Here is a 25,047-nt window from a genome sequence, read left to right as displayed (position 1 = left end):
ATACTTAATAGACAATCTAAATAATAAAGTTGTTCCACATTTACAAAAAAAATAATTAACTATAAGATGAAATAGGCTACAAAAGGGAGGATTTTATGTTACATAGAAAAATAAAAAAATGGAGATTTTTTGCGGTTCTTTCTATTGTAGGTTTGATTTTACTAATTTTATTTAAAATCAACTTCATTTCAATTACTATCGCAACTTCTTCAGCTGAAAGAGGAAAAATCTTTGATCAAAATGGTGTAATACTAGCTACAAATAAGAAAGTTAAGTCTCTATATTGCACTTCTAATGATGAAAAGTTATCGAAACAAGATACATCAAACACATTAGCTTTTTTCGATCAATTTTCAAGTAAGTTTCAACATGATATTTCTTCAGAGAGCATAAAATCTCAATTACAACAATCTTGTAAAAAACAGACTATGCATGATATACCGTTATACTCTGATATAGCTGAGAATGAACTTGCATTCATAGACAAAAACAAACCGAATAATGTAATAATTAAAGATGAATGGATTCGATATTATCCTAAACATGAAATTGGTTCACAGGTAATTGGGTATGTAGAAAATAACCTTAATTCAAAGCATATGCCGGTTGGAAAAAGTGGGATTGAGCTGCAATATGAAGATGATTTAAAAGGAAAACCGGGTAAAACTCTTATTTTTAAAATGAATAACAAAGAGTTCTTATGGAACATTCAAAAAGTACAAAAAGGTAAGGATATCAGGCTAGCTTTAGATTCTAAATTGCAACAAAAATCAGAGGAAGCATTACGATCACAAATTAAGAAATTACCTGATGCTAAAGCTGGTTATGCTGTAGTGAGCGATACAAAAACTGGCGCGATTTTAACTATGGCCAACTCAACAGTTTTTGATCCAAATATATTACATACACATGTAACAACTAAAATAAATAACATAAAATCACTTTCGCAAAATAAAGCAATTCAAAAATTAAAATATGGTGAATCTTATGTAAATATGGCTTCTACTATAAAGCCACTTACTATTTTAATTGGATTAAACGAAAAGCTTTTTCAACCTGAAGATACGTATTTAGATAACGGTACTTTTGAGTATGATAATCAAAATAACATTACAAATGCACCCGGAACACCAACAGGTGAGATTACACCGAGGCAGGCTATCATTAATTCATCTAACACATTTATGACAGCAAAAGTAGCTCTTCCATTATTTAACCAACATAATGGCAATATAGAAAAAGTGGCACATATATGGACAGATTATTTAATGCAATTCGGCCTACGTTCTAAAACCGGGATTGATTTACCCTTTGAAGAAGACGGTCAGTATGAATTCCATCCTTCTAATAAGTTTGAAAATGGAATCTCCGCTTTATTAAATGCCTCGTGGGGCGGAAATGAAGTGCATACTCCTCTTCAACTCGCTCAATATGCAGCAACTTTAGCAAGTAAAGGTGATAAATATAAACCACAAATGGCAAGTGCTATTATTGGTCAAGATGGTAAAGAAACAAAAAAGTTTAAACCAATTTTAGAAAGTTCAAATCGTTACCCAATGAACTTTTGGAGTGTCGTACAAGGTGGAATGAGTCAAAATATAGAGGAGATTAAAAAGTTGCCCTTCGACGTCGCTGGTAAAACAGGTATTACAGGTTTTCCGAATGAGCAAGCAAGAATGATCAATCATTCTCTATTCATTGCATATGCTCCTACCGAAGATCCACAGATTGCCGTTTCTGTCGTTATTCCTGGTAGTAATTCAGAAAAAAACATTGCTGCTCTCGTTACATCAGAAATTTTAGATTCCTGGAATACTCTTCAAAAAGAAAATAAAGAGGAAGGTTCATTAAAATGAACCTTCCTCTTTTACCATATAGAATCTATATTTATAATTTTCCATAAACCTTCATTATTCTTTTCGAGCATAAATGAATATTTAATATCAGTTAAAACATACTCTTTTTGTACATATCCAGTATTACCGTTAATTGTCGATATTTTTATATATCCATCATTCTGCACTTTTTCTGGAATCCAAGCTTTTACCATTTCATTAGATACTTCATATAAAACTTGTGATTCTCGCTTTGGTTCAGCTAAAATTTCCGTTTTATTTCCAGTAACAGTTGCATATATAAAATGCACTTGTTTTGATTGATTACTTTCTGTTAATCCACTTGGTACTTTGTATACTTGCTTTGTATCATTTACAAATTCTCCTCCCATTGTAAGGGCGACTTGCAACTCATGAAAAATATCTTCATCAAACTTCAGTTCATCCTTCTTATAACTCTTCCCTTTAAATAGAACTTCATCATTTAACGCTTTGTACAGGTCATTTTCATTTTTTGAGTTCGTACTTTGATATAGTTCATTCATAAATTGTTTTAATGATGGATCTTGAGCAGACTCATCTTTTGTTTTAGGCTTAATTTGAGTACTACTTTGTACTGGTGATTTATTATCATCAAGCCAAGGTTGTTGAACAATGAAAAATAACATTGTACAAACTAAAACAACTACAATAGGTAATGCTTTTTTATGAAATGGTCTTTTATGTTTTACAAAATCCACTTCATTATTTTCGTATATAGACTGCTTTATTTTAGAAATAAATTCTTCTTCATCTTTACGATTCTCCATTGGGCCTTTTTTTATTTTTCTATACCAGTCAGGATTTTGTTTATTGTTCATCACTACTACCCTCCCCTATTAATTTTGAAACCTTACTTCTCGCTCTACTTAATCTCGATTTTACAGTTCCAATGGATACTCCTAATGTTTCAGCCATTTCTTCATATGATAATTCATATTTTGCGTCCAATATAATTATTTCACGGTGCTTTTTAGGTAGTTTTAATACAACCTTCCACACCTCATTCATCTCTTCTTGGTTAAAAAATTCTTGTTCTGCTGACAGGGATTGCTTATCGTCACTAAAAAATCCTATTAAAGATATCCTTTTAAAATAGGAGGATTTCAAATAGTTTATTGCCGTATTTCTTGTGATTTTTAAAATCCACGTTTTAATAGATGACTCCTTTCGAAATGAATTCCAATTTTTAAACACCTTTATAAATACATCTTGCGTGATATCATCTGATAAGTGTGGATCTTTCGTAATAATAAATGAATAATTCCATACATCTTGCCAATAGTCTTTTATAACATAGTCCAGCTCATCATGATTACACTTTTCAATAAACGTCTGTTCCATTTCCACACCTCAAACTTATTTGAATAAACATAAAAACTGCCCTCACTTTTATTATGGTTTCAATATATAGACAAGATACAAGTTTCATTTGTTCCATTTAGTTCGAGTTCTCCAATTGTATCTTTTTTAGATTTTTGATACAAAAAAGAACCCTTATACTAAGGGTTCTGCAACAGAAAATATGAAAAGCCCCCTGCGCAAGGGATTAGTTCATTCAAAAGCTTATTTAGAAGCATCATGTACAGGCAAACTACTAAAGATCAGTTCAGCAACTTTTACATATCCTTTTGAGTTTGGATGAATGAAATCCTTAGACCAAAGCGTATTGTCATTAACTAACTGATGATTCCAAAAGTCAATATGATGAAGCTGATGCTCTCTACTCAATGAAAGTATAACTTCATTTGCCTCTAATAATTGTTCTTTTAACACTTGTTTTTTTTCTGTAGAAAATGGAAGTCTGACTGTAAAATCTGGAAGGTTTGCTATCATAATATCAGCACCTGTTTTACTTAATGTATCTATCATACATTTCATATCTTCCTTATATGCATAATGATTCCAACGTCCTTTTAATACATCGTTTGCACCCGCAATTAGACTAACCAAATCTGGTTTAAAAGCTAATGCTTTTTCCAATTGCTGCGAGCGAATTTCTTTCGTTACTAACCCACGCTTTGCAAAATTGGCATATTCTATATCGTTTACACTCAGTTGAACAAAATGATCTACCCAGCTTTTTAATGCAATTCCCTCAACTTCATCCCCTATCCCCTCTGTAAAACTATCACCAATCGCTACAAATCGCTTCCACATATGTATTCCCCCTTTATTATGAACCATATCTCTACTATAAATATTAATATGATTATAGAAGATATTATCATCCTTTAGATTTCACAGCTAGTTTTTTACAAAAACGATTTCTAAATTCTTTATTAATTAGGAGGTCTAAAAGATGAAATTTTTAAGGCAATCAACCATTATTGGCGCATTGACTGTTGGAGGATTTTTATATTCAAATACAATTGGTACGCTCCCACCTGCCTCTGCTGGATCGCAACCTACACAAAAAGAATCACGATTTTTAGATACTTGGCGGTGGCAAAACTATTTTTTATTACATCATAATGCAGCTTTTATAGAAGAGTTAGCAGTTGGTGACTTAAAGCATGGAGATACATTCGATGTTACTATATATAATGGTATTGTAATAATGTCATTTACAGCATGGAGTGCAATTTTTACGACTTTAATCGGAGCAATATCCGGAGCAATCTTTGGTACAATCTCTTTTAGAAATAAAAGCAAAAATGAAATACTTACATAAAAACGAATTTCTAATAAAACTCTATACAAAAAAATAGCCTATAAAATTTTATAGGCTATTTTTCATTTCATCATTATTACTTAGCTAATTCTTTCGTACCTTTCATTACATCAACGAAGAATCCCCAGTTATTCACAACAGAAGAAATACTAATATGTTCATCTGGAGTATGGACGTTGAATATATCTGGACCGAATGAAATCGCATCTAATTCAGGCATCTTTTGAACGAATACACTACATTCAATCCCAGCGTGTACAGCGAAGATTTCAACATCTTTATTGTATTTTTCTTGATGTACTTTTTCAAATAAATTACGAATTTGTGAATTCGGATTGTATGGCCATTCTGGATACTCTGACTCTATTTCAAATGTTGCGCCAACTAATTCCGCAATACATTTAATCTCATCTGTAATATGTTGTTTTAAACTACTTACAGAACTTCTCACTTCGTTACGTAATTTAATTTCATCTTGCAACGTTTCAATAACACCTAAATTTGTTGAGCTTTCTACTAGACCTTTAATATCCATGCTCATACTTTGAATGCCGTTCGGAATTAAGAATAATGATGAAATAAGTTGCTTTTTTGTTTCTTTAGCAAATACTTTTTCTACTTTCTCATCCAATTTTGTAAGTGTAACATGAACATCTGGATCAACAGCACGCATTTCTTCTTGTAATACTCGTGTCCATGATTCTAGTTTTTCTTCTACTTTCTCTACATCTTCTGTACGTAATACGATTGTAGCTACACTTTCACGCGGAATTGCATTCGTTTTTAATCCACCGTGAACTTCACTTATATCAAATTGAATATTTACTGATAAATCATGTAATACTCTTGCTAATACTTTGTTCGCATTACCGCGTTGTTTATCAATTTCCATACCAGAATGTCCGCCTTTTAGACCACCGACATATAGACGGTATGCATCCATATTCGCTGGTGCTTCATCCCAAATTACTGGAATCGTTTCAACAGCTTTTGCACCACCTGCGCTACTTACAAGCAATTTATGATCTTCTTCAGAATCAATATTAATAAAAATCTTTCCTTCAAAATGATTTGAATCAACAGCGAAAGCTCCGCCCATTGTCGTTTCTTCTTCAGTAGTAATAACTACTTCTAGTGCTGGATGTGGAATGTCTTTTGAATCTAATAAAGCTAATGCATATGCAACTGCAATACCATTATCAGCTCCTAAAGTCGTTTGATTTGCATATAACATGTCCCCGATAATTCTTAATTCAATTGGATCTTTTTCAAAATCATGTACGGTTGCTTGGTTTTTTTCACAAACCATATCCATATGCCCTTGAATAATAATAGCTGGTACATTTTCATAACCAGCAGTCGCTTCTTTTTTAATAATGACATTTAATGCCTCATCTTGAATCACTTCTAAATTACGCTCTTTCGCAAAGCCAACTAAAAAATCACTAATTTCCTTTTCATTACCTGATCCTCTAGGAATCTTTGAAATTTCTGCAAAATGATAAAACACAGGGTGCTTTGTTAATTGTTCTAAAGTAGAATACATTTTTAAGCTCCTCTCAAAATAACAAAATAATATGTAAGTCTTTTATCATTATACCATGATTCATTATTTTCACTTTCTATTTCATACTTTAATATCTGCTTGTTAAACATTTAAATTGCATATAAAAAGAGAAAGAAAATGCACTATGCATTTTCTTTCTCTTTTTTTGCTCTCATATATTTTGAAGTACCATTATTCATTAATTTCTCTAACCGATTTATATTTTCCGTCAATGCACCTTTCACAAGAGAGAAATCTGTATTTGGTTCTTCTTTTTTCTCTTTAAAAAATGAAGACTTTTTTACACTAATTTCAGCCATCTCTTCTCCCCCTTTTCAAAAAAGATACAATCTTTTATTTATATTATATAGCAAATGTAAACAGCATGTACAAGTATCATTTTCTTTTTAATTCATCTTCTAAATCTTCTACTTGCTGTAATGTATCTCCTTTTATTAACGAGAAATCTGTTGTATCTTCAACTCCTACCTGGCATTCTCTCTTTTTCATTTTTGTTAATTATCATAAAATTACCAATATTAATCTACTATTTAATAATAATATTTGATATTATAAAAAAGTAGATTTTATTGGAATTATAATCTAATATATTTTTGGTTAAAATAATTTTTCACACATAATAAATTTAAAAACAACACACTCTATTTACACTATTATACGTCTAGATACAACAGAAAAGAATGAGGTTATTTCTAACAATGGATTCTTTGTTATTGAATCAACAAACACCCAATGGCTATTAACTCGAAATATAATAAATGATTCCTTTGATATAACCTATTTAACCAAAAATCTTTTCGAAAATGAAATAGCAAAACTAATAAAACATTAATCCTTTAAGACGGGAGTATATTTATATTGAATAAACAACAGCATTCTAGCAAAAAAAAGGAAGGTTTTTTCGAAAATAGGATATTACCTATCATCACTGTTCTTTCAGGTGTCATTCTACTAGTGTACAAAGGGTTAGAATTTATTTCAAAGTATGTATTAATTTTAATCTTATTTACACTAATTATTGCTTCGTTATACTTATTGTTTATGAAAGAAATAGTTGGTGCTGTTATTGGATTCATTTTTGCAGCCCTTGGGTATTATATGTATAAAGTCATTTTTAAACAAAAAAAGAAATAACGCATAAACAAATCATAAAGAGGTAATGTAAAAGAGAATGTTTTTACGCATTCTCTTTTACATTACCCTCTTTTATATACTTATATGGAATTGCCTCTACAAATTTTTCTAATCGATCTACATTTTGAGTCAATGCACCTTTCACAAGAGAGAAATCTGTATTCGGTTCTTCTTTTTTTTCTTAAAAAAACGAAGACTTTTGTACATTTACTTCAGCCATCTCTTCTCCCCCTCTTCAAAAATATACATTCTTCTATTTATATTATATCGTAAATGTAAACAGCATGTACAAGTATCATTTTCTTTTTAATTCATCTTCTAAATCTTCTACTTGCTGCATCGTATCCCCTTTAATTAACGAGAAATCCGTTGTATCTTCATTATCTTCTTTAAAAAAATCATTGTCATTATTTTTTATCACTACAATCACCTCTACGTGCTAGTGTAGGAATGATTGTCCGATTTTATACAAGTTTGTCTAAATTCGCTTTACCTTTATGTATAAGTGAAAAGGACAGAAAAAATTTCTGTCCTTATTTACTAAAATAACTATGATGTATTGTTAAATTATATACATTTTCAAAATCTCGATCTTGCAGGTTATTTTTCTTCCCGTCAATAACAATGAAAACATCACTCACTATTTTTGCTGGTATAATTCCGACATTTTCTACTTGTACTGCTCTCTGCTCATTCAATTGCTCAATGTACTCTAACGGAATCATAGTACTAAATTGAGAACGGATACCACGAAAGTTTGTATTTAATTCCTTTGCCGCTTCAAATACAACAATTTTTGCTCCAATCTTTTCCCCATACGAATCTAAAAATGCGTTTAAGCTTTTTGTGTATTCTTCCTCCGTATGCCATTCCATCGTACCGAACACTGCTGGATTGACATTTTGAATGATTGTTGTGTATATTTCTCCCCTTGCTTTAGAAGCAATTAATGACCGTTTTATCGATTGAACCGTCTTGCCGATATCGCTAAATTTCGCTCCCCATATTTCTGAAATATTAGGTGTTAAAATAAATGCAATATCAACGAAAATAACCATTGCAGTGAACATTAAAAGATTTTTCCAGAGGGTTAAATCAATTCCTTTTATCATGAAATACACGGTGACTGATATTATAAACAACCCATACCAAGTCTTTCTAATACGTTGCTTCTTCTCCTCGTACAACTCTTCGTTTTTCCAATAAAAGAAAACAAGTACTAGAAAAACGATTGCTAAAATAAATAAGCCGATTCGAATGTTAGAGATCACCAATGACATCACCCTCCATTCAAAAACTACTCACGATATCATTACATGCACAAGCAACTCTCTTTATGACAAAAGACGTGGACAAGCTTCTAAATTTAGTTACATCGCATATACATTAGAAGGTACCACGTCTTTTATCTTGAATCTACATTGTATATGTAGACAAGCATGTGTTTCAAATTTTCATGTTAAAAAGAAATATGTTTCGGAATTTCCCCTTCAGGTACTTCTCCATCCATACTTAAGTAATAATGACGAATTGGACGTAAATCATCGTCTAATTCATACACGAGTGGTATGCTCGTTGGAATATTTAATGAAACGACACCATCGCTTGAAAGATTATCTAAATATTTTACTAGCGAGCGAATTGTGTTACCATGTGATGAAATGATTACTTTGTTACCATTCTTTAATTTCGGCGCAATTTCTGAATGCCAATAAGCAAGTACTCTTTTCTCCGTATCCACTAAACATTCTGTCAATGGAAACTCACCTTTTTTCAGTGCTTTATATCTTGGATCATTCATTTCATACCTGGGATCATCCTCAGTAAGAGCAGGTGGTCTTACATCAATACTTCTTCTCCAAATATGAACTTGCTCCTCACCATATTTTTGCGCGGTTTCATCTTTATTCAAACCTTGCAATGCACCATAATGTCTTTCATTTAGCTTCCAACATTTATGTACTGGCACCCAGGTAAGATCCATCTCATGAAGTACAATCCATAACGTCCGAATTGCTCGTTTTAATACAGATGTATAAGCTACATCAAAAGTATATCCGTTTTTCTTTAATATCGCTCCTGCTTCTCTCGCTTCACTTAATCCTTTCTCTGATAAATCTACATCTGTCCATCCAGTAAAGCGATTTTCAAGATTCCATAAACTCTGTCCGTGACGAATAAGTACAAGTTTTATCATAATAATTCCCCTTTCGGAAATGTGAATTTTATTGTTCCATTGCGTACACGTATAAAGTATCTAGTAATGTATCTTTTTATCCATTCACTCTATGACCAAATCATAGTTGCCAAATGTATGGATAAAATTTGTTCTTTTTCAAACTATAAAAACAGATATATTTCTTTTTATTTTTGATCGATTGCAACTTCCCTTTTCGATATCCAAGCATCAAAACCTGATCGGCTATGTGCCATTTCATTCATAACTTGATGCCAATTTTCTTCACATGATTCACCAAATTTTGAAAAAATAGCACCCATTTGTTGTCTTTGTACATCGCTCAGTTTTTTCTCTAAATCGGCACCTTGTTCTGTTAAAGATAACTGTTTCACACGGCGATCATGTATAGCTTCATTACTCTCAATTAAGCCCTTTTCCACAAGTTGTCGTAATGGTCCGTGTAGAGCCTGTTTACTTATTTCTAACAGTGATAATAACTCATTTACGCTTATACCTGGAAAGCGTGCGATAAAAAATAAAATTCGGTGATGTACTCGTTGTATGCCATACTCTTTTATAATTTCATCTGGCTTTTCAGTAAATGTTTTATATGCAAAGTAAAATAAGGCTAATGCTTCATTCATCTGTTCTTCTTTATGTTGTGTCATCTACTTTCCCCCTGTATGTAAATTATACCACATTCTCGTAATGAATTTTTAAATCCATACTCTACGTTTATTACAAGACAGCAAAACAATGAGGAGATGATTCACTTGAAAACGCAATATACTGTTAGTACTTATTTATTAGACCGACTAAGCGAATTAGGAATTGAACATATTTTTGGTGTCCCTGGTGATTATAATTTGGCTTTTTTAGATGATGTAATAGCACATGAAAATGTAGAGTGGATTGGCAATTGTAATGAATTAAATGCGGCATATGCAGCAGATGGGTACGCTCGCATAAAAGGAATCGGAGCTCTTATTACCACCTTTGGCGTTGGAGAATTAAGCGCCATAAACGGCATTGCCGGCTCATATGCCGAAAACGTACCAGTTATAAAAATCACGGGCACACCAACAACAAAAGTAATGGAAAATGGAGCACTCGTTCATCATACGTTAGGTGATGGAAAGTTCGATCATTTTTCCAAAATGTATCGAGAAATCACTGTTGCACAAACAAATTTGACCCCTGAACATGCTGCTGAGGAAATTGACCGTGTGTTACGTGCATGTTGGAATGAAAAACGCCCTGTTCATATTAATTTGCCGATTGATGTGTATAATAAACCAATTAATAAACCTACAGAACCAATTTTACATAAACCGATTTTAAGTAATAAAGAAACACTGGATAAAATGCTTCTACATACCATTTCAAAAATAAATAGCGCAAAGAAACCTATTATTTTAGCTGATTTTGAAGTGGATCGTTTTCATGCTAAAGAATATTTATATCAATTTGTAGAAAAAACAGGGTTTCCTATTGCAACGTTAAGTATGGGAAAAGGAATATTTCCAGAAAAACACCCTCAATTTATAGGGATTTATACTGGTGATGTAAGTTCTCCATACTTGCGTAAACGAATTGATGAATCTGATTGTATTATTAGTATTGGTGTGAAGTTAACTGATACTATTACAGGTGGCTTCACACAAGGTTTTACGAAAGAACAAGTTATTGAAATTCATCCCTACACTGTGAAAATTACAGATAAAAAATATGGGCCAGTTGTAATGAAAGATGTTTTACAACAGTTAAGTGATGTAATTGAACATCGAAATGAAGAAACGCTTGATATTAAGCCATTTATTTCAGAATCAATATTAATTACTGAAAAGTTTAATCCAAAGCTACAAATGGTTACACAAAAACGCTTTTGGCAGCAAATGTACCATTTCTTACAAGAAAACGACGTCTTACTTGCAGAGCAAGGAACACCTTTCTTTGGTAGTGCCGCTATCCCTTTACCAAACGACACTACATATGTAGCGCAACCATTATGGGGATCGATCGGCTATACGTTACCTGCTCTACTTGGTACACAGCTCGCTAATTTATCGCGGCGCAACATTTTAATTATTGGTGATGGTTCTTTTCAATTAACTGTCCAAGAATTATCAACTATACTATGTCAAAATTTAAACCCAATTATATTTTTAATTAACAACAATGGTTATACTGTTGAACGTGCAATTCATGGTCAAAACGAACCGTATAATGACATACAAATGTGGGATTACACAAAACTAGCGAACGTATTCGGAACAGAAGAAAAAAGCCTAACATGTAAAGTGGAAAATGAAATAGAGTTACAAGAAGTCTTAACTAAAATAAGTAATGATAAGGATCAACTTACCTTTGTTGAAGTTGTAATGAGCCAAGGGGATCAGCCTGAACTGCTAGCTAAACTTGGGAAAAGATTCGGCCAACAAAATTCTTAATATAAAAAGCATAACCTAATTATATAAAAGGAAAAGGATGGAAAGTTCCACCCTTTTCCTTTTATATATACTATTTTAAGAACCTTCTTCGACTAACGTCTCGTGTGACAAGTCAAAATTCTTAATCAACCTTTAACTTTATAGCTTTTGTAGCAATAAATGTTTTAATATGCTTATCTAATATCCTTGTTCCACCAAAATCATCCTCATAAAAAGGCATTACAAACCTGTTGACAGTTGGAATACCTTTATTAATGTTATTTAATTTCTCAAGCTCTTAACCGAACCCATTAAACAAATAAGCTACAATTTTTCTTTTTTATTCAGCAAGTGTTAACTGCCAAGACACACCATACTTATCATTTAACCAACCAAATCTTTTGCTAAACGGATAGGCACCTAAAGGCATAAGTACTGCTCCATCCTCCGCTAGTTTATTAAAAGCTGTTTCAATTTCTTCTTCCGTATCACAAGTTACATAAAGAGACATAGCTGGCGTAAATGTAAAATTATGATTTACATAACTATCTATGCACATGAACTCTTGCCCGTGTAATGTAAACGTTGCATGAATGACAGTACCCTCTTTACCAGGTCCGTTTTCATCGTAACGAGAGATACTTACAATTTCTGATTGATCAAATAGCGACGTGTAAAAATTCATCGCTTCCTCAGCTTTTCCTTCAAACATTAAAAACGTAGTAATTTTTTGATTTGTGTTACTCATTTAGAGACAACCCCTTGTTATGTATTTATGCAAAATATACATCGGTTAACAAAAACGAACATACATTCTCATTATTATATTGTCTATAAAAACGATGAGTTTGTCAATTATCTACATTCTTATTTCTTCTTAAATAATGCTGTCCAAAGAAATGATTCTCCAAACATAGTATTTGGTTGTTCAATCTGTTCCATCTTTCTAATTTCAATCACTTCAAATCCTTTAAATATCTCTCTTAGTTTTTCTTCCGAATAAGCAAGACCTCCTTGTAAACTCCATCCTCTATATACGTCCCAATCTGTTATTTCTGATCCATTTCGCTCATCTAAATCACCTGCCGCGAAACACGTTAATCCGAAATAACCACCTGATTTCAATGCGTTTTTAATTAAATCCACATAATTGACTCTTCTATGTGGTGGAATATGATGCAAACAGCCCGAATCGTATACAAAATCAAATTCATTTTGAACCTCTAAATTGAAAATTGAATCACAAATAAATTCAATTTCTACTCCTTTTGCTAACGCCCTCTCTTTCGCCCAGCTAATGCCTTCTATAGATAAATCTACTGCTGTTACATCAAACCCTTCATTTGCTAGATAAATTGCGTTTCTACCCGGACCACATCCAAGTTCCAGTACTTTTCCTTTTGAAACCCGCTTTTTTTGTATATACGAAACTAGATTCTCATCTGGAACATTTTCAAAAAACGGAACATCTTTTTCTCTATTCGCATAAAATTCATTCCAAAATGGTTCTGCTGGTCTTAATAATGAATCCAGCATTTTAATAATATCTTCTTGCGTGTGCAACGTTTCATTTTTCATTTGCACCCCTCCAATTTTAATATTCAGAAAATTATTATATATCTTTTAGAACTTTAAGACAAAGAAAAACTCCTACATTCAATAGGAGTTTTTCTCTTTAAAATCCAAGTACAGCTAACCAGTTTAACAACTTCTCTTCTCGCGCTTTTAAATCATCGTTCCTAAGCTTACCTAACTGTATTTCACTAACAATTTCTCCGTCCGCCATAAAAAGAATTCTTTCTGTTTTTGCTGCTACTTTCACATCATGAGTGACTAACATAATGGTCGTTCCACCACGATTAATATTTAATAATATTTGCATTACTTCTTCTGTTGATTTTAAATTTAAAGCACCAGTCGGCTCATCTGCAAAAATAATATTTGGATTATTAATGAGCGCTCTACAAATAGAGACTCTTTGTAATTGCCCCCCAGATGCTTCGGTTATATAATGAGACGCTATATCACTTATCCCCATATTCTCCATTAGCTCTAGAGCACGTTTATTTACTATTTTCTTACTCTCACATTTCGCTAAATATGCTGACAAGATGATATTATCAAATAGGTTCAAGTTTCTAAGAAGGTTGCTCTGCTGAAAAATAAATCCTATTTCAGTAAGACGTAATTTCGCTAACGCTTCTTCTTTCATACATGATAATTCTTTACTATCAATTTTTACACTTCCTGATGACATTTGATCCATTCCACTAATATTATATAGTAATGTCGATTTCCCAGAACCAGAAGGCCCCATGACCGATACAAATTCTCCCTCATAAATCTCTAAATCTATATTTTTTAACACGTGATAATTTGTATTTCCATCCATTGAATATGTTTTGTTTACTTGCTTTACTTCTAAAATTTTTTTCAAGTGATACACCCCTACTCCCCATTTGGCTTTACATCGTTTGTTTGTTTCATAGTAAAACTACTGAAAAGCGTTGTTGCAGTCACACATATACATAATATAGCTGGACATATTACATAAGAAACGATAGGATTCACGACAAACTTTATATGAGCAGCTCCCATAAAAGACCCTAACCAACTTACTAACATTTCACCAAACGTAGCAGCTATACATGTCCCTATCACAATGCCTAATAATACAATGAAGATAGAACGTGTTATATACTGTATACGAATATCTTTACTAGAAAAACCGATATTTTTCATAATTAAAATTTGCGAAGAATCTTTTGCTAATAACATTTTAAAAAACATTGCAGTAATTAAAACTGATATCAATATCGCAATCAAAATAGCCACTTGTGTCACGAGTCTTAATTGTTTAATTGTTTCTCCTAAAGTTTGCGTTACATAATCATTTGTATCTGTTATTTTTACAGAACTAAATTTTTGTTTATACTCCTTCACTTTTTCTTGCAAATCCACTTTAGGCTTCATATCTACATTTACTACATACCATAATATATTTTCATTATTATTAGAAAAACTAGCTTTAGCTGTTTTCCCACCATTCGTTACATCTTGATACATACCACTAATCGTTAGTGTTTTCTCTTTCCCGTCAACAAATAAAACGATATGATCCCCTACATTCTTTTTTAATTCATTTGCGTTCATATAAGAAAGAGAAATTTCATTTTCATTTTTTGGTGCCCTACCTTGGATATAGTCTAATGGAAATTTAGTGAAGTCTCCCATTTCTACATTTAAGTTTTCATGTGTACCATCAGCGTTTACCATTTTAAATGTACTCGTAACAAATGTTGCATATTTTTCTACTTCTTTATCATTTTTTACATATGAAATAACACCCTTAAAACGTTTCTCTATATTTTCAGTTTGCTGTAAATCTATTCGAATATCACTTTTTCCTGTTCCCATATAATTTACAAAATCCGGTGACTGAATCGTATACAAAAAGTTAACAGGTACAACAATCATGAACACAGCTATTATTAATACGATACTTAACACACGATATAACTTGAATCTTTTTATAACATCTTGTATACCAATAAATATATTTACATTTGTAAATTTAGTTTGTTTGAGTGAAAAGGATTTTCTAATCTTTCTTTTTCCTAGTTTATCTCTTGATTGTAAAGCGTCTATTGCTGTAATTCCCCTAAAATTCCGCAAAATAATACGACAGAACAGGATAACGACTAAAAATAACAATGTTGTAATTATGAATGGCACAATATTGTGTAAAATGCTTTTATTTGCCGCCCCCATATAAAGGGTGATATTTGAAGTGAAGATTTTTGTAACAAATAGTGAGAGTATATATCCACATATACATCCACCAGCTGAAATCACAATATATTTTGTTATATATAATTTTTGAATATCTTTGTTATGAATCCCAATTGCTTTCATAACACCAATTTCTCGATAATCTTCTTCCATCGAAGTAATGATCGTAAATCTAATACATAACATTGCAATTAACATTAATAATCCACTTATTATGATAAGTACGGCAGCTATTATTCCGTCTGTTAATGAATTGAGTGTTTTAAATAGTGAGTACGTAATAGAGGGACCTTTTTGAGGTAAGTTCGATGACTTATATAGATTTTCAAATTCATTTATTTTATATTCGTCTGTTAGCTGGAATTCAATAAGATATTCGCTTTCTCCAAAATTTCTTTTTATTCTTTCAAAATCCTTATTGCTTATTACAAATCGTTTTGAACTAACGATTGATGGGTTCATTTGAACATCACGAACAAATGCTGAAATCGTAAATTCTAGTTCATTATTATCTTTAATAACCCATATTTTATCTCCCATACGCAAATTATATTTTTGCATATAATAAATGGGTACACCTATTTCCCCTTTCCTAACATCGACCACTTCATTATTTAAATTTAATAAAAAATCAAACTTACTATTTTGTTTCACGAAACTAATGTCCATTACACTATTATGTTCTGCTTGATTTTTCTTTTTAATAAAAATGTTAGATCCATTTATTTGAACCATCTCAGCCGTTTGCTGTTTTTTTACAAACGGATTTTTTTCTACAAAGGAATCAATTGACTTTTGATTTACTTCTCCGGCATGCATTTGTACGAAGTGCGGTGCGTTTGATACTTTAACCAATTGATCCATTGAGTTCAATAGATTTATAACATTACTTGAAGCACTAGCCATTAAAAGACTTGATAACATGATAAACATAAATAAAATGGTAATTATCATTTTATTTTGAGAGAAATCTCTTTTTAACATTCTCCTAATCATATTAAGCTAGTTCCCTTCATTCGATAGTATTTTCTTCGTCACAACCGCTATTAATAACATTATGAAACTAATAACTAATATAGGTAAATAAATTTTCATGCTGAATTCTTCAAACATAAAACCGTAAATGACTTGCCCAATCGGTACCATACATTGGGATACCGCTGTTATAATTGCCATTACTTTTCCTAAGTTCTCATTTGGTGTTTTCTTTTGAACTACAGTAATCACATAGATGGATACAATTGTCATAATCATTGCAATTAGAATAGAAGAAAGTATAAAGAGAATAAATGGTGGATAGTATCCTAAATTAAGAATAACTGGTGTAACTGATAGTGCCATCGGTATTACTAATAGAGCTATTAAAATCATCCAATAATACAATGTTTTCATCTGTAGCTTTTTCGCAAAAAAACCTATTGATAATGCACCTATTATAGTAGCAAAATCGATCAATCCCATTCCAATGCCATATAACGTGTGGCTACTCTCCATTGTTACTCGTATAATAATTGGAGCACCAACAACAAATAGCGGCGTCAGTATTAAATTTAGTAATGCGGCTAAAAGCATAGATTTCAAAATAAATGACTGTTTTAAAACGTATATAAACCCTTCTTTCATATCCTTTACAATTGTCGGTATGATATGGCTTTCTTGCACTCTCTTTATAAAAGGTATTGTAATAAACATTTCTAAAATCGCAGATAAAAAGAAAGCAAAGCAACTTATTATTACGAGCATTTTCAAACCAATTATGCCGTACAATATTCCTCCTAATACAGGAGCAACTATATTAGATAATGCTTGCACACCATTTACGATACCGTTCGCTTGTTCTAACTTTTTCTCTGGAACTAATTGCGGAATACTCGCCATTACAACTGGTGCGTACATTGCATTAACGATTGCTAGTAAAAACATAATTGTTCCGATCAATAGAATAGATACAGATCCAGTAAATAGCAAAACTATAAAGCTTAATACAATCGCAGCATTTATAAAATCAAAAATAACCATTACATTACGGCGATTGAAACGATCTGCTATCGCTCCACCAAGAGGAGCTAGCAAAAACGGAATACTTGTTACCGCATATAATCCTGCAAATATATCAGCACGCCCTGTTATATCAAGTACATATAATGACAGAGCAAAACGTAAAAGTGTTGAACCTAAAATAGTAATAATTTGCCCACTCACCATTAAATAAAAATCTTTCATCGAAGGTTTTATACTAATAGACATCATAATCACACCCTTTCTTTAATTTAGACCGACTGTCGGTCTATAATAAACAAACAGAAAAAATATTATTTCTGTTTCATTAAAACCTCCAGCATATAATTAAACGATCCTTCTTTCGCTCCAACAGATACTTCCATCATTTTAATATAAGCTTTCACTCTCCTCATCATTTCTTCCGGCTTCCATTGGAATAACCCATCATCAAATATAACTTGCGCTGAAGATAGTAATAGTTCAATCGTTTCTTGTGGATATGAAGTCGAAAATATCCCTTCTTCAATTCCTTGTTCTAAAATTTCTGTTAATACAGGAGATAAATGAATAATGGATTGTACTAAACTTTTTTGATGCATTTCTGCATTATTTGGTTGATGAAATTGCTCAATCATTTTATCTTTTACATCCCCTGATTTTGGCGATTGCTCCATTAAAACTCGAAATAACTTTTCTAATACTGGTATATTTGGATTAGAGACGATTACTTTCGCTTTAGCAACATCTTCTTTAATAATCCTCATAATAATCTCATCCATTACTTCTTCTTTCGATTTAAAATAATGATAAAACGTCCCCTTTGCTATCCCTATCTCTTTTAAAATGTCATTTACTGTTGTTTTTGTATAACCTTTCGTAAGAAATAATCGTTCAGCTGTTTCTAAAATTTCTTTTCTACGCTCCTCATATTCCTTTACTATTCGCATTCAAGTTCCCCATCCCATCAGACCGACTGTCGGTCTATTTAAATTATATGCTTAGTTAGTAAAAAGTTTCCTATTATCGTATATATACAACTCCCTACTTTCTATTTCCTTTATAAATTTTTATTTTTTAACTTCCGTTTAATTTGTTTAAAATGTATCTCATGTTTCTTACCGTCACCTTTCATTTGAGGAAAAGAACGATGCCCCCGCTTGATCCTATTTTTCTTGATTCTTCATTCAAACGCACAATACTTTATAGTTTTTCAGCTCCTTTACCACAAATCTACGCATCTCCTTTTCATCGATGACTTCAAAAAATGACAATTGATTCATACGAAACGGTTTCCCTCTGTTCGATCTATTTACTTATGAATGGATTATTTTGTTAAGTTCCAATATGTAATTTTGCATATTTCATACTTTTAATTTTTGCACATGCGATAATTTATTTATAAAAATATAAATTATTAATAAGGGTGATTTATATGAGCAAGTTCCGAAATAAGATGATTAAATATTTGCAAACATTTTGGGGATGTTTAGCATTTGGTGTATTAATGTTTGCTATCTTCTTAATTATGAATTTAATAGATGCATCTTTAAACACATTAAGCTGGAGAGACTGGCTAGGTTCTGTAGCAGGCGCAGCCATTTTATCTGTTGGGATGTTTACTTTAAATAAATTGGATTTAAAATAAATATTCGGTCAATACTGAATGTAGGCTGTATGCCAACATTCATGTAAAGTAGTCTTCTCTGTATCTCCTTGTATTGAGCAGTTAGCTTTTGCTAGCTGCTCTTTTATTTCGTTCCAGTTCTTACCTCTTAAAGAACTCTTTAACTACGTTTTCCCAATAAATACACATATCTATTCCCCTTTACTATAAAATGAAATCTTTATTTTGTTATACGCTTCCATTCGTTCCATATGCATTCTCCCTTTCTCAACTATTAACCGGACAAGCATATATTATTGTATGGAGGAATCCACTCATAAAAATCTACCTTTCTTGTCAAAGAGCATGCTTATATGTATGTTCCTTTTTATTATGTTTCCTTTCATTTCTAAATAGCATTTTCAACTCTATTCATACTATTTTTTCAACTTTAGGTTACAAACTATTTCTGTAAGCGTAGTATCTCCTTTGTACAATAGGCAATTAGTGTTACCCATAACAGTACATTTCTGCACTATTCACTATAAATTTTCATATATTGTATTGTGCTTGTCCAAAACGTGAGGTTGTTACTCACGCAATCTAAATGAAAGAAAGGAGTGAAAATATGCGATCATCTAGTCGTAAGCTCACGAACTTTAATTGTAGAGCACAAGCCCCCAGTACACTACCAGCTCTCGGTTTTGCTTTTAATGCTACTTCACCTCAATTTGCCACACTATTCACGCCACTACTACTACCTAGTACGGGCCCAAATCCAAACATTACTGTCCCTGTAATCAATGATACAATTAGTACAGGAACTGGTATTAGAATTCAAGTAGCTGGTATTTATCAAATCAGTTATACATTAACAATCAGCCTCGATAATGTTCCAGTAGCCCCGGAAGCAGCGCGCTTTTTCTTAACACTAAACTCATCAACTAATATTATTGCAGGATCAGGAACCGCAGTCCGTTCTAATATCATTGGCACTGGTGAAGTAGATGTATCCAGCGGTGTCATTCTAATAAACTTAAACCCTGGTGATTTAATTCAAATTGTACCCGTTGAAGTAATTGGTACAGTAGATATTCGTTCTGCCGCTTTAACAGTTGCACAAATTCGTTAATAAAAACAATATGCTTGGCTAATTAACATTTAATATTCCTTATACACCCCAAAATATATGTTATAGATTTGACACACATTTATATCAAACAAGCATATTTTATTGTATGGTGACTATGTAGTCACACAAATCTAAAGCGTTCATAAGAGCACACTTATATGTGTGCTTTATTTTTTATGAAAATCAAGCTTTAATATAGCTATTTTGTTTTACTTTATACTCATCACTCTTTTGAACATTTACCTTTTTATTGTTATATTTGCTCATTCTTTTTCTACTTTGTTTTACTAATTAGTTGATTAATTTCGCAAACACCATTTATTAAACATTCCATGTTTCTTCACCCCCTGAATATTTTCCAAATAAAAATACATACTATTTTCAAGCCGCCGTGTCCACGGCTAATACTTCTTTCTTTTGTTACAGCAGAAGCAGATAGATTTTTCACTTATCTGCTTTCTCTGTATATTTTTTAGGGAATCGAAAATAATACGAACAAGCTGTTTGAACTAGCAGCTTCACTCTTCTCGTAATGGGGATGCAAATTATCACAATTAGCTAACTCATTGAGCTCACTGGCAGACAACCAAAATCGTTGTCTGCTTTTTGTATGAGATTTTTTGTTTTACATATACTACTTTTGAACCTGCAGACCAATACGAGCCATTTTGGTGCTTGGGATTTCCCTTCCGGGGATAAGTATTTTTTACTTATCCCTTTTTTTGTATAGACACTTATATTTAGGGTAAAACTAATCACAAGCAGATTTTCTGTTTATGCGTAGTTCTAAACAAGATTACTTTTTCTCCTATTAAAGGACAGCAGGTACGACTGCTAGTCCTTTTTCTTATTTCGCATACTATCCCTTCTGTTAACTTCACACTACATTACCTTCATCGCCGTAGTAAGTAACTTCCCAATAAGGGTGGTAGTTGTGCATCTCAAGTTCCCATCAAACAAAACTAACAAAGTTACAAATTTCTTTCACCAAATCGGCCAATTCTTTGTTTGCAAAAGATGTTTTTATATCGTTATACCAATTGATTTTTTCATAATTCGTATCATCATCAGAGGGGCTAGTACGAATTGCTTTCTCTCGATTTTTTTCGATTAAATATTGTTCATACGTAAGTTGCACTTGTTCTTGAATTACGACATGGTTGTAATACCCTTGTTCTACTGGTTTTGGACTATAAACTTTCCTTTGTAAGTTTTAAATACGGTGAATGAAATTTCCGTTTTTTTCTTGCTATCATCCTTGTTCTATACAAACAAAAAAAGAGCCACAATATTTTGCGACTCTTTACAATTATAATTATTTAACGGCCACGTCTTTGCTGACCTTGCTTTGTACTACCTTTTTTATTACTTGGCTTATTAAATGATCGGTTGTTTTCATTTCTTGAACTATTTCTTGCATCACTTCTTGAGCCATTTCTCGAACCACGTCTTGAATCACTTCTTGAACCTTCACGGCTATCTCTTTGACGATACTCGCCTGATTTCTTCGGAGCCGGCCTTGGTACCGGTTTTCCATTTTCATCTACACGTTTTATCTTCGGTTGTTCGATTATTTCTCTTTGTATTGGTGCACCAAGCGTTTTTTCAATTTCTTCTAAATGTTTTTCATCTTTCGCTGCAACGAACGTAATTGCAATACCTGATCCACCTGCACGTCCTGTCCGGCCAATGCGGTGAATATAACTTTCTACATCTTCAGGGATATCATAGTTAAATACGTGCGTTACACCATCTACATCAAGTCCACGAGCTGCTACATCCGTTGCGATTAAGTACTGAATTTTTGCTTCGCGGAAACTCTTCATAACTCTTTCACGTTTCGCTTGAGGTATATCACCATGAAGTTCAGCACAATTATAACCTAGTCCTTTTAAATTATCATAAAGCTTACTCGCTCTAACCTTTGTACGACAGAAAATAACTGCTAAAAATGGCTGATCACGGTCCATAACAAAACGAAGTGCATCTGGCTTTGCACGATCTGTCGTCTCAATGACACGTTGCTCTATTGTATTTACCGTTACTTCTTCACTTTGTACTTGAACCATTTGCGGTTCATCCATATAACGCTTCGCCAATTTTTTAATATCTTTTGGCATCGTTGCTGAGAATAACATCGTTTGTTTACTACCAGGTGTCTCATCTAAAATATCTTCAATATCATATAAGAAACCGAAATAAAGCATTTGATCCGCTTCATCTAATACAATCGTTGTAAGATTACTCAAATCAATTGTTTCACGTCGTATATGATCTAATAATCGTCCTGGTGTCGCAACAACAATATGTGTATTACCTTTTAACTTTCTCAATTGTTGTGCTACATCTTGACCGCCATAAATCGCTAATACATTAATATCTTCTCTTTGCACAAGCATTTTTTTAATTTCAGTTGTAATTTGCAGTGCTAGTTCCCTTGTTGGTGCAACAATTAAAGCCTGAACATCGCTACATTCTGGATCGATTTTTTCTAAAATTGGTAACACAAATGCTAACGTTTTACCCGTTCCTGTTTTCGCCTGCCCAATAATATCTTTACCTGACAGTATAACAGGAATTGCTTCCTCCTGAATTGGTGTTGCTTCTGTTATTCCATTTTCACGTAATGTATGATTAAAAGTTTCACTAATTCCTAATTCTAAAAAGTTTTTCAAATTGACCACTTCTTTTCCTTATTTTTCACATTAGCTTTCATTGTACCATTTGTTTCGCCAAATATGAAAAATAAAAAAATTCTTATCTTCTTTTTTTATATTCATTATGTACTAGTTGGACAAATTCTTTTTGTTTTATCTCAGAATTTATTAATGCTTTCATATTTGCAGAATTCAAAATGAACTTCTTAATTTTTCTATTACTCCAAATTAATTTTGTATACTTTGTATCTTCGTGTAGCTTTCGAAACCACTCAAATTCGCTTAATTTGGCAATATGATGTTTTAATTTCATGTCATTTTGAGGGAAAAATAAAATGATATCTGCTATTACATCAAATAATAAACTCATCTTCTCCCCTCCTGTACATATATATTTCAATGTTACGGAAATATAGTTATAGGGTGATAAAATTGACAACTACATTCATAAGGATCTTTTGCATATTTTACTTACTATATTTTCAATCCACCACAATTATAACGGCAAAATCTCAAACAGATGTAATCAGTGAATTCAAACATGCTTTGCTCAAAAATGATAAAGAATTAATGCAGTCATATGTAACAGAAGGAGTTAAACTACCTACTTTCCAAAAGGAAAAACCTATTCATGAAATTAAAACCGTACTATCTCCAAAAGAAGATACTACAATTCTTATTTCTTATTTCAAAGGCACTAATGATGAATTTACTATCGGTTTCATTTTGGAAATAGTAACAAAGAATAATAAAATATCTCGAATTAATCAAATTTATGATGGAACGAATCCATTTATGAAAGAAGCTACTATCGTAAAAGAATATGAAATGAAGTGTAAGAAACATATACTTACTCCTACAAAATTCCCGTTCGAAATTCACGAATTTCAAGGATACATCTATAACGATTACTTAAACCTCCAATACTACAATGAAGATATTAATGGGATTTTTAAAATCACTGTTTCACCAGTTCAAAACAAATTAAATTTCTATGTACATAGGGGCGCTAAGTTCTATAGCTTAAAAAATAATATAAAAGCATTATACAATCCTCATTTCGATTCAGCATATGAGCTCCTTTTTCAGAAAAATGGTTTTCAATACACAATTGCAATTGGTAACAAACGCTATATACAAGGAAAATATAACATCAAGGATTTAATTCAAATTGCAGAATCTATGAATTAAAAAACGATCTTTTCTATATAAGAAAGATCGGTTTTTTATTATTTTATATATTGAATTCCCCTCCATGATAGCAATAATACTTTACAGCTTTAAGGTCTTTAATCCTCTTTAAAGACTCTTCCGCTTTTTCTATATCTAAACAAAAATTCGGATTAGCTATTACTAATTCACCATTATCTTGAACGGCTGCATCTCCTGTAATTACACTGTGTAAGTCCGGAAAATATAATGAAATATGTCCCGAAGTATGTCCTGGGGTCGCTACTATTTGACATTCACCATTCAAAATCATTTGGCCATCATGTACTTTTTCATCGACGAAAATATGTCTTATATTTTTTAACTGTTGTATAAACCATTTACCAAATTCTTTTTCTTCATTTGGCATACGTTCTAACATTTCTTCTGCTTGAACTAATCTCTCTGATTTTATATCACCATTAATGTAGTTAGATTCAATTTCACTAGCAATAATATTAACTTGAGGATATTTCACTTTAAAATCATATAAAGATCCTATATGATCGTCATCATAATGAGTAATAATTATATTTTTTAAGTTTTTCATCTTGTATCCATGTTTTAAAATTGCCTCTTCAATTAAAGGTAAAAAATTCATATACCCTGTATCTACTAAAGTTAATTCATCGTTTACTATTATTAAACTTGGATAAATACATTGTTTTTGCTCGTTAAATTCGAATTCAATTGGTAGTTCTATTATCTTCATTTTTCTTCCCCCATACCACTTAATAAATGTTTAATAAAAACTAAATCATTTACATACATTTCGTTCAAATTTACGTTTAATGTG

25 protein-coding genes and 2 pseudogenes are annotated in these 25,047 nt (G+C 32.0%); 7 read left to right on the top strand and 20 right to left on the bottom strand.

Annotated elements, in window-relative coordinates; all coding sequences use genetic code 11:
• The first annotated feature begins 95 nt into the window (after positions 1 to 95).
• On the top strand, positions 96 to 1,856 hold the full coding sequence (locus PDQ40_RS05180; protein ID WP_270691264.1) for a peptidoglycan D,D-transpeptidase FtsI family protein: 1,761 nt from the start codon (positions 96 to 98) through the stop codon (positions 1,854 to 1,856).
• A gap of 11 nt (positions 1,857 to 1,867) precedes the next feature.
• On the opposite strand, the gene PDQ40_RS05175 is transcribed toward PDQ40_RS05180, so the two are convergent.
• The 3 genes from PDQ40_RS05175 to PDQ40_RS05165 form a co-directional block, all read right to left on the bottom strand.
• Positions 1,868 to 2,695 (bottom strand): SH3 domain-containing protein, encoded by an 828-nt coding sequence (locus PDQ40_RS05175; RefSeq protein ID WP_001060755.1) that lies wholly within the window; start codon positions 2,693 to 2,695, stop codon positions 1,868 to 1,870.
• Positions 2,685 to 3,218, bottom strand: coding sequence for an RNA polymerase sigma factor (locus PDQ40_RS05170; protein ID WP_000438330.1), 534 nt, complete (start codon positions 3,216 to 3,218; stop codon positions 2,685 to 2,687). The genes PDQ40_RS05175 and PDQ40_RS05170 overlap by 11 nt, the downstream gene beginning before the upstream one ends.
• 222 nt (positions 3,219 to 3,440) lie before the next feature.
• Positions 3,441 to 4,034, bottom strand: a complete 594-nt coding sequence (locus PDQ40_RS05165) for an SGNH/GDSL hydrolase family protein (RefSeq protein WP_000265898.1) — start codon at positions 4,032 to 4,034, stop codon at positions 3,441 to 3,443.
• Positions 4,035 to 4,176: 142 nt separating this feature from the next.
• Here PDQ40_RS05165 and PDQ40_RS05160 point away from each other — a divergent pair, with 142 nt between their 5' ends.
• A complete protein-coding gene (locus tag PDQ40_RS05160) occupies positions 4,177 to 4,548 on the top strand; it encodes a DUF5065 family protein (RefSeq protein ID WP_270691263.1) in 372 nt (123 codons plus the stop codon).
• Positions 4,549 to 4,624: 76 nt separating this feature from the next.
• On the opposite strand, the gene pepD is transcribed toward PDQ40_RS05160, so the two are convergent.
• Positions 4,625 to 6,094, bottom strand: a complete 1,470-nt coding sequence (gene pepD / locus PDQ40_RS05155) for a beta-Ala-His dipeptidase (RefSeq protein WP_000287526.1) — start codon at positions 6,092 to 6,094, stop codon at positions 4,625 to 4,627.
• Positions 6,095 to 6,237: 143 nt separating this feature from the next.
• Entirely contained in the window at positions 6,238 to 6,414 is a 177-nt protein-coding gene (gene spoIISB, locus PDQ40_RS05150) for a stage II sporulation protein SB (RefSeq protein ID WP_000808045.1), read from the bottom strand.
• Between the two features lie 559 nt (positions 6,415 to 6,973).
• On the opposite strand from spoIISB (PDQ40_RS05150), the gene PDQ40_RS05145 reads away from it, so the two are divergent.
• Positions 6,974 to 7,249, top strand: coding sequence for a hypothetical protein (locus PDQ40_RS05145; protein WP_001041552.1), 276 nt, complete (start codon positions 6,974 to 6,976; stop codon positions 7,247 to 7,249).
• 43 nt (positions 7,250 to 7,292) lie between these two features.
• On the opposite strand, the pseudogene spoIISB (PDQ40_RS28110) reads toward PDQ40_RS05145, so the two are convergent.
• From spoIISB (PDQ40_RS28110) to PDQ40_RS05125, 5 genes and pseudogenes are all read right to left on the bottom strand, one after another.
• Positions 7,293 to 7,469: pseudogene (gene spoIISB / locus PDQ40_RS28110) on the bottom strand (stage II sporulation protein SB).
• A 75-nt stretch (positions 7,470 to 7,544) separates the two neighbouring features.
• A complete protein-coding gene (locus PDQ40_RS05140; protein ID WP_000594608.1) occupies positions 7,545 to 7,670 on the bottom strand; it encodes a hypothetical protein in 126 nt (41 codons plus the stop codon).
• Between the two features lie 112 nt (positions 7,671 to 7,782).
• Positions 7,783 to 8,520, bottom strand: a complete 738-nt coding sequence (locus tag PDQ40_RS05135) for a type II toxin-antitoxin system SpoIISA family toxin (protein ID WP_001997496.1) — start codon at positions 8,518 to 8,520, stop codon at positions 7,783 to 7,785.
• Between the two features lie 188 nt (positions 8,521 to 8,708).
• Positions 8,709 to 9,446 (bottom strand): 2,3-diphosphoglycerate-dependent phosphoglycerate mutase, encoded by a 738-nt coding sequence (gene gpmA / locus PDQ40_RS05130; protein ID WP_000594124.1) that lies wholly within the window; start codon positions 9,444 to 9,446, stop codon positions 8,709 to 8,711.
• A 167-nt stretch (positions 9,447 to 9,613) separates the two neighbouring features.
• Positions 9,614 to 10,096: a MarR family winged helix-turn-helix transcriptional regulator gene (locus PDQ40_RS05125; protein ID WP_000191884.1), complete on the bottom strand. Its 483-nt coding sequence runs from the start codon at positions 10,094 to 10,096 to the stop codon at positions 9,614 to 9,616.
• Between the two features lie 96 nt (positions 10,097 to 10,192).
• On the opposite strand from PDQ40_RS05125, the gene PDQ40_RS05120 reads away from it, so the two are divergent.
• On the top strand, positions 10,193 to 11,878 hold the full coding sequence (locus PDQ40_RS05120) for an alpha-keto acid decarboxylase family protein (protein WP_270691262.1): 1,686 nt from the start codon (positions 10,193 to 10,195) through the stop codon (positions 11,876 to 11,878).
• 319 nt (positions 11,879 to 12,197) lie between these two features.
• Here the strand turns inward: PDQ40_RS05120 and PDQ40_RS05110 are convergent, their stop codons facing one another.
• From PDQ40_RS05110 to PDQ40_RS05085, 6 genes are all read right to left on the bottom strand, one after another.
• Entirely contained in the window at positions 12,198 to 12,605 is a 408-nt protein-coding gene (locus tag PDQ40_RS05110) for a VOC family protein (RefSeq protein WP_000072485.1), read from the bottom strand.
• A 119-nt stretch (positions 12,606 to 12,724) separates the two neighbouring features.
• Positions 12,725 to 13,435, bottom strand: a complete 711-nt coding sequence (locus PDQ40_RS05105; RefSeq protein ID WP_000787480.1) for a class I SAM-dependent methyltransferase — start codon at positions 13,433 to 13,435, stop codon at positions 12,725 to 12,727.
• A gap of 97 nt (positions 13,436 to 13,532) precedes the next feature.
• Positions 13,533 to 14,294 carry an ABC transporter ATP-binding protein gene (locus PDQ40_RS05100; protein ID WP_000721687.1) on the bottom strand — a complete coding sequence of 254 codons (762 nt, stop codon included), beginning with the start codon at positions 14,292 to 14,294 and terminating at the stop codon, positions 13,533 to 13,535.
• 11 nt (positions 14,295 to 14,305) lie between these two features.
• Positions 14,306 to 16,645, bottom strand: coding sequence for an FtsX-like permease family protein (locus PDQ40_RS05095; protein ID WP_002170240.1), 2,340 nt, complete (start codon positions 16,643 to 16,645; stop codon positions 14,306 to 14,308).
• 6 nt (positions 16,646 to 16,651) lie between these two features.
• Entirely contained in the window at positions 16,652 to 17,899 is a 1,248-nt protein-coding gene (locus PDQ40_RS05090; protein WP_002170241.1) for an MFS transporter, read from the bottom strand.
• 62 nt (positions 17,900 to 17,961) lie between these two features.
• The gene (locus PDQ40_RS05085) at positions 17,962 to 18,597 is read right to left on the bottom strand and encodes a TetR/AcrR family transcriptional regulator (RefSeq protein ID WP_001223577.1); all 636 of its coding nucleotides are present in this window, start codon (positions 18,595 to 18,597) and stop codon (positions 17,962 to 17,964) included.
• A gap of 485 nt (positions 18,598 to 19,082) precedes the next feature.
• On the opposite strand from PDQ40_RS05085, the gene PDQ40_RS05080 reads away from it, so the two are divergent.
• Both PDQ40_RS05080 and exsF read left to right on the top strand, forming a co-directional pair.
• A complete protein-coding gene (locus PDQ40_RS05080) occupies positions 19,083 to 19,295 on the top strand; it encodes a hypothetical protein (protein ID WP_000033169.1) in 213 nt (70 codons plus the stop codon).
• Positions 19,296 to 19,881: 586 nt separating this feature from the next.
• Complete coding sequence (exsF, locus tag PDQ40_RS05075) at positions 19,882 to 20,385, top strand: exosporium protein ExsF (RefSeq protein WP_001257912.1); 504 nt, start codon at positions 19,882 to 19,884, stop codon at positions 20,383 to 20,385.
• A gap of 877 nt (positions 20,386 to 21,262) precedes the next feature.
• On the opposite strand, the pseudogene PDQ40_RS05070 reads toward exsF, so the two are convergent.
• The 3 genes and pseudogenes from PDQ40_RS05070 to PDQ40_RS05060 form a co-directional block, all read right to left on the bottom strand.
• A pseudogene (locus tag PDQ40_RS05070) lies at positions 21,263 to 21,523 on the bottom strand (hypothetical protein).
• 181 nt (positions 21,524 to 21,704) lie between these two features.
• On the bottom strand, positions 21,705 to 23,069 hold the full coding sequence (locus PDQ40_RS05065) for a DEAD/DEAH box helicase (RefSeq protein ID WP_076855771.1): 1,365 nt from the start codon (positions 23,067 to 23,069) through the stop codon (positions 21,705 to 21,707).
• Positions 23,070 to 23,142: 73 nt separating this feature from the next.
• Entirely contained in the window at positions 23,143 to 23,412 is a 270-nt protein-coding gene (locus PDQ40_RS05060; RefSeq protein WP_061536410.1) for a hypothetical protein, read from the bottom strand.
• A gap of 29 nt (positions 23,413 to 23,441) precedes the next feature.
• On the opposite strand from PDQ40_RS05060, the gene PDQ40_RS05055 reads away from it, so the two are divergent.
• Positions 23,442 to 24,233, top strand: coding sequence for a hypothetical protein (locus tag PDQ40_RS05055; protein ID WP_025991664.1), 792 nt, complete (start codon positions 23,442 to 23,444; stop codon positions 24,231 to 24,233).
• Between the two features lie 43 nt (positions 24,234 to 24,276).
• Here the strand turns inward: PDQ40_RS05055 and PDQ40_RS05050 are convergent, their stop codons facing one another.
• Entirely contained in the window at positions 24,277 to 24,963 is a 687-nt protein-coding gene (locus PDQ40_RS05050) for an MBL fold metallo-hydrolase (RefSeq protein ID WP_076855769.1), read from the bottom strand.
• Positions 24,964 to 25,047 lie beyond the last annotated feature (84 nt).

It is taken from the genome of Bacillus cereus group sp. Bc061, assembly GCF_027715825.1.
GTDB classification, from domain to species: domain Bacteria; phylum Bacillota; class Bacilli; order Bacillales; family Bacillaceae_G; genus Bacillus_A; species Bacillus_A paranthracis.
Note: the sequence above shows the minus strand (reverse complement) of the source record. Positions and strands in the feature narration are given on the sequence as shown.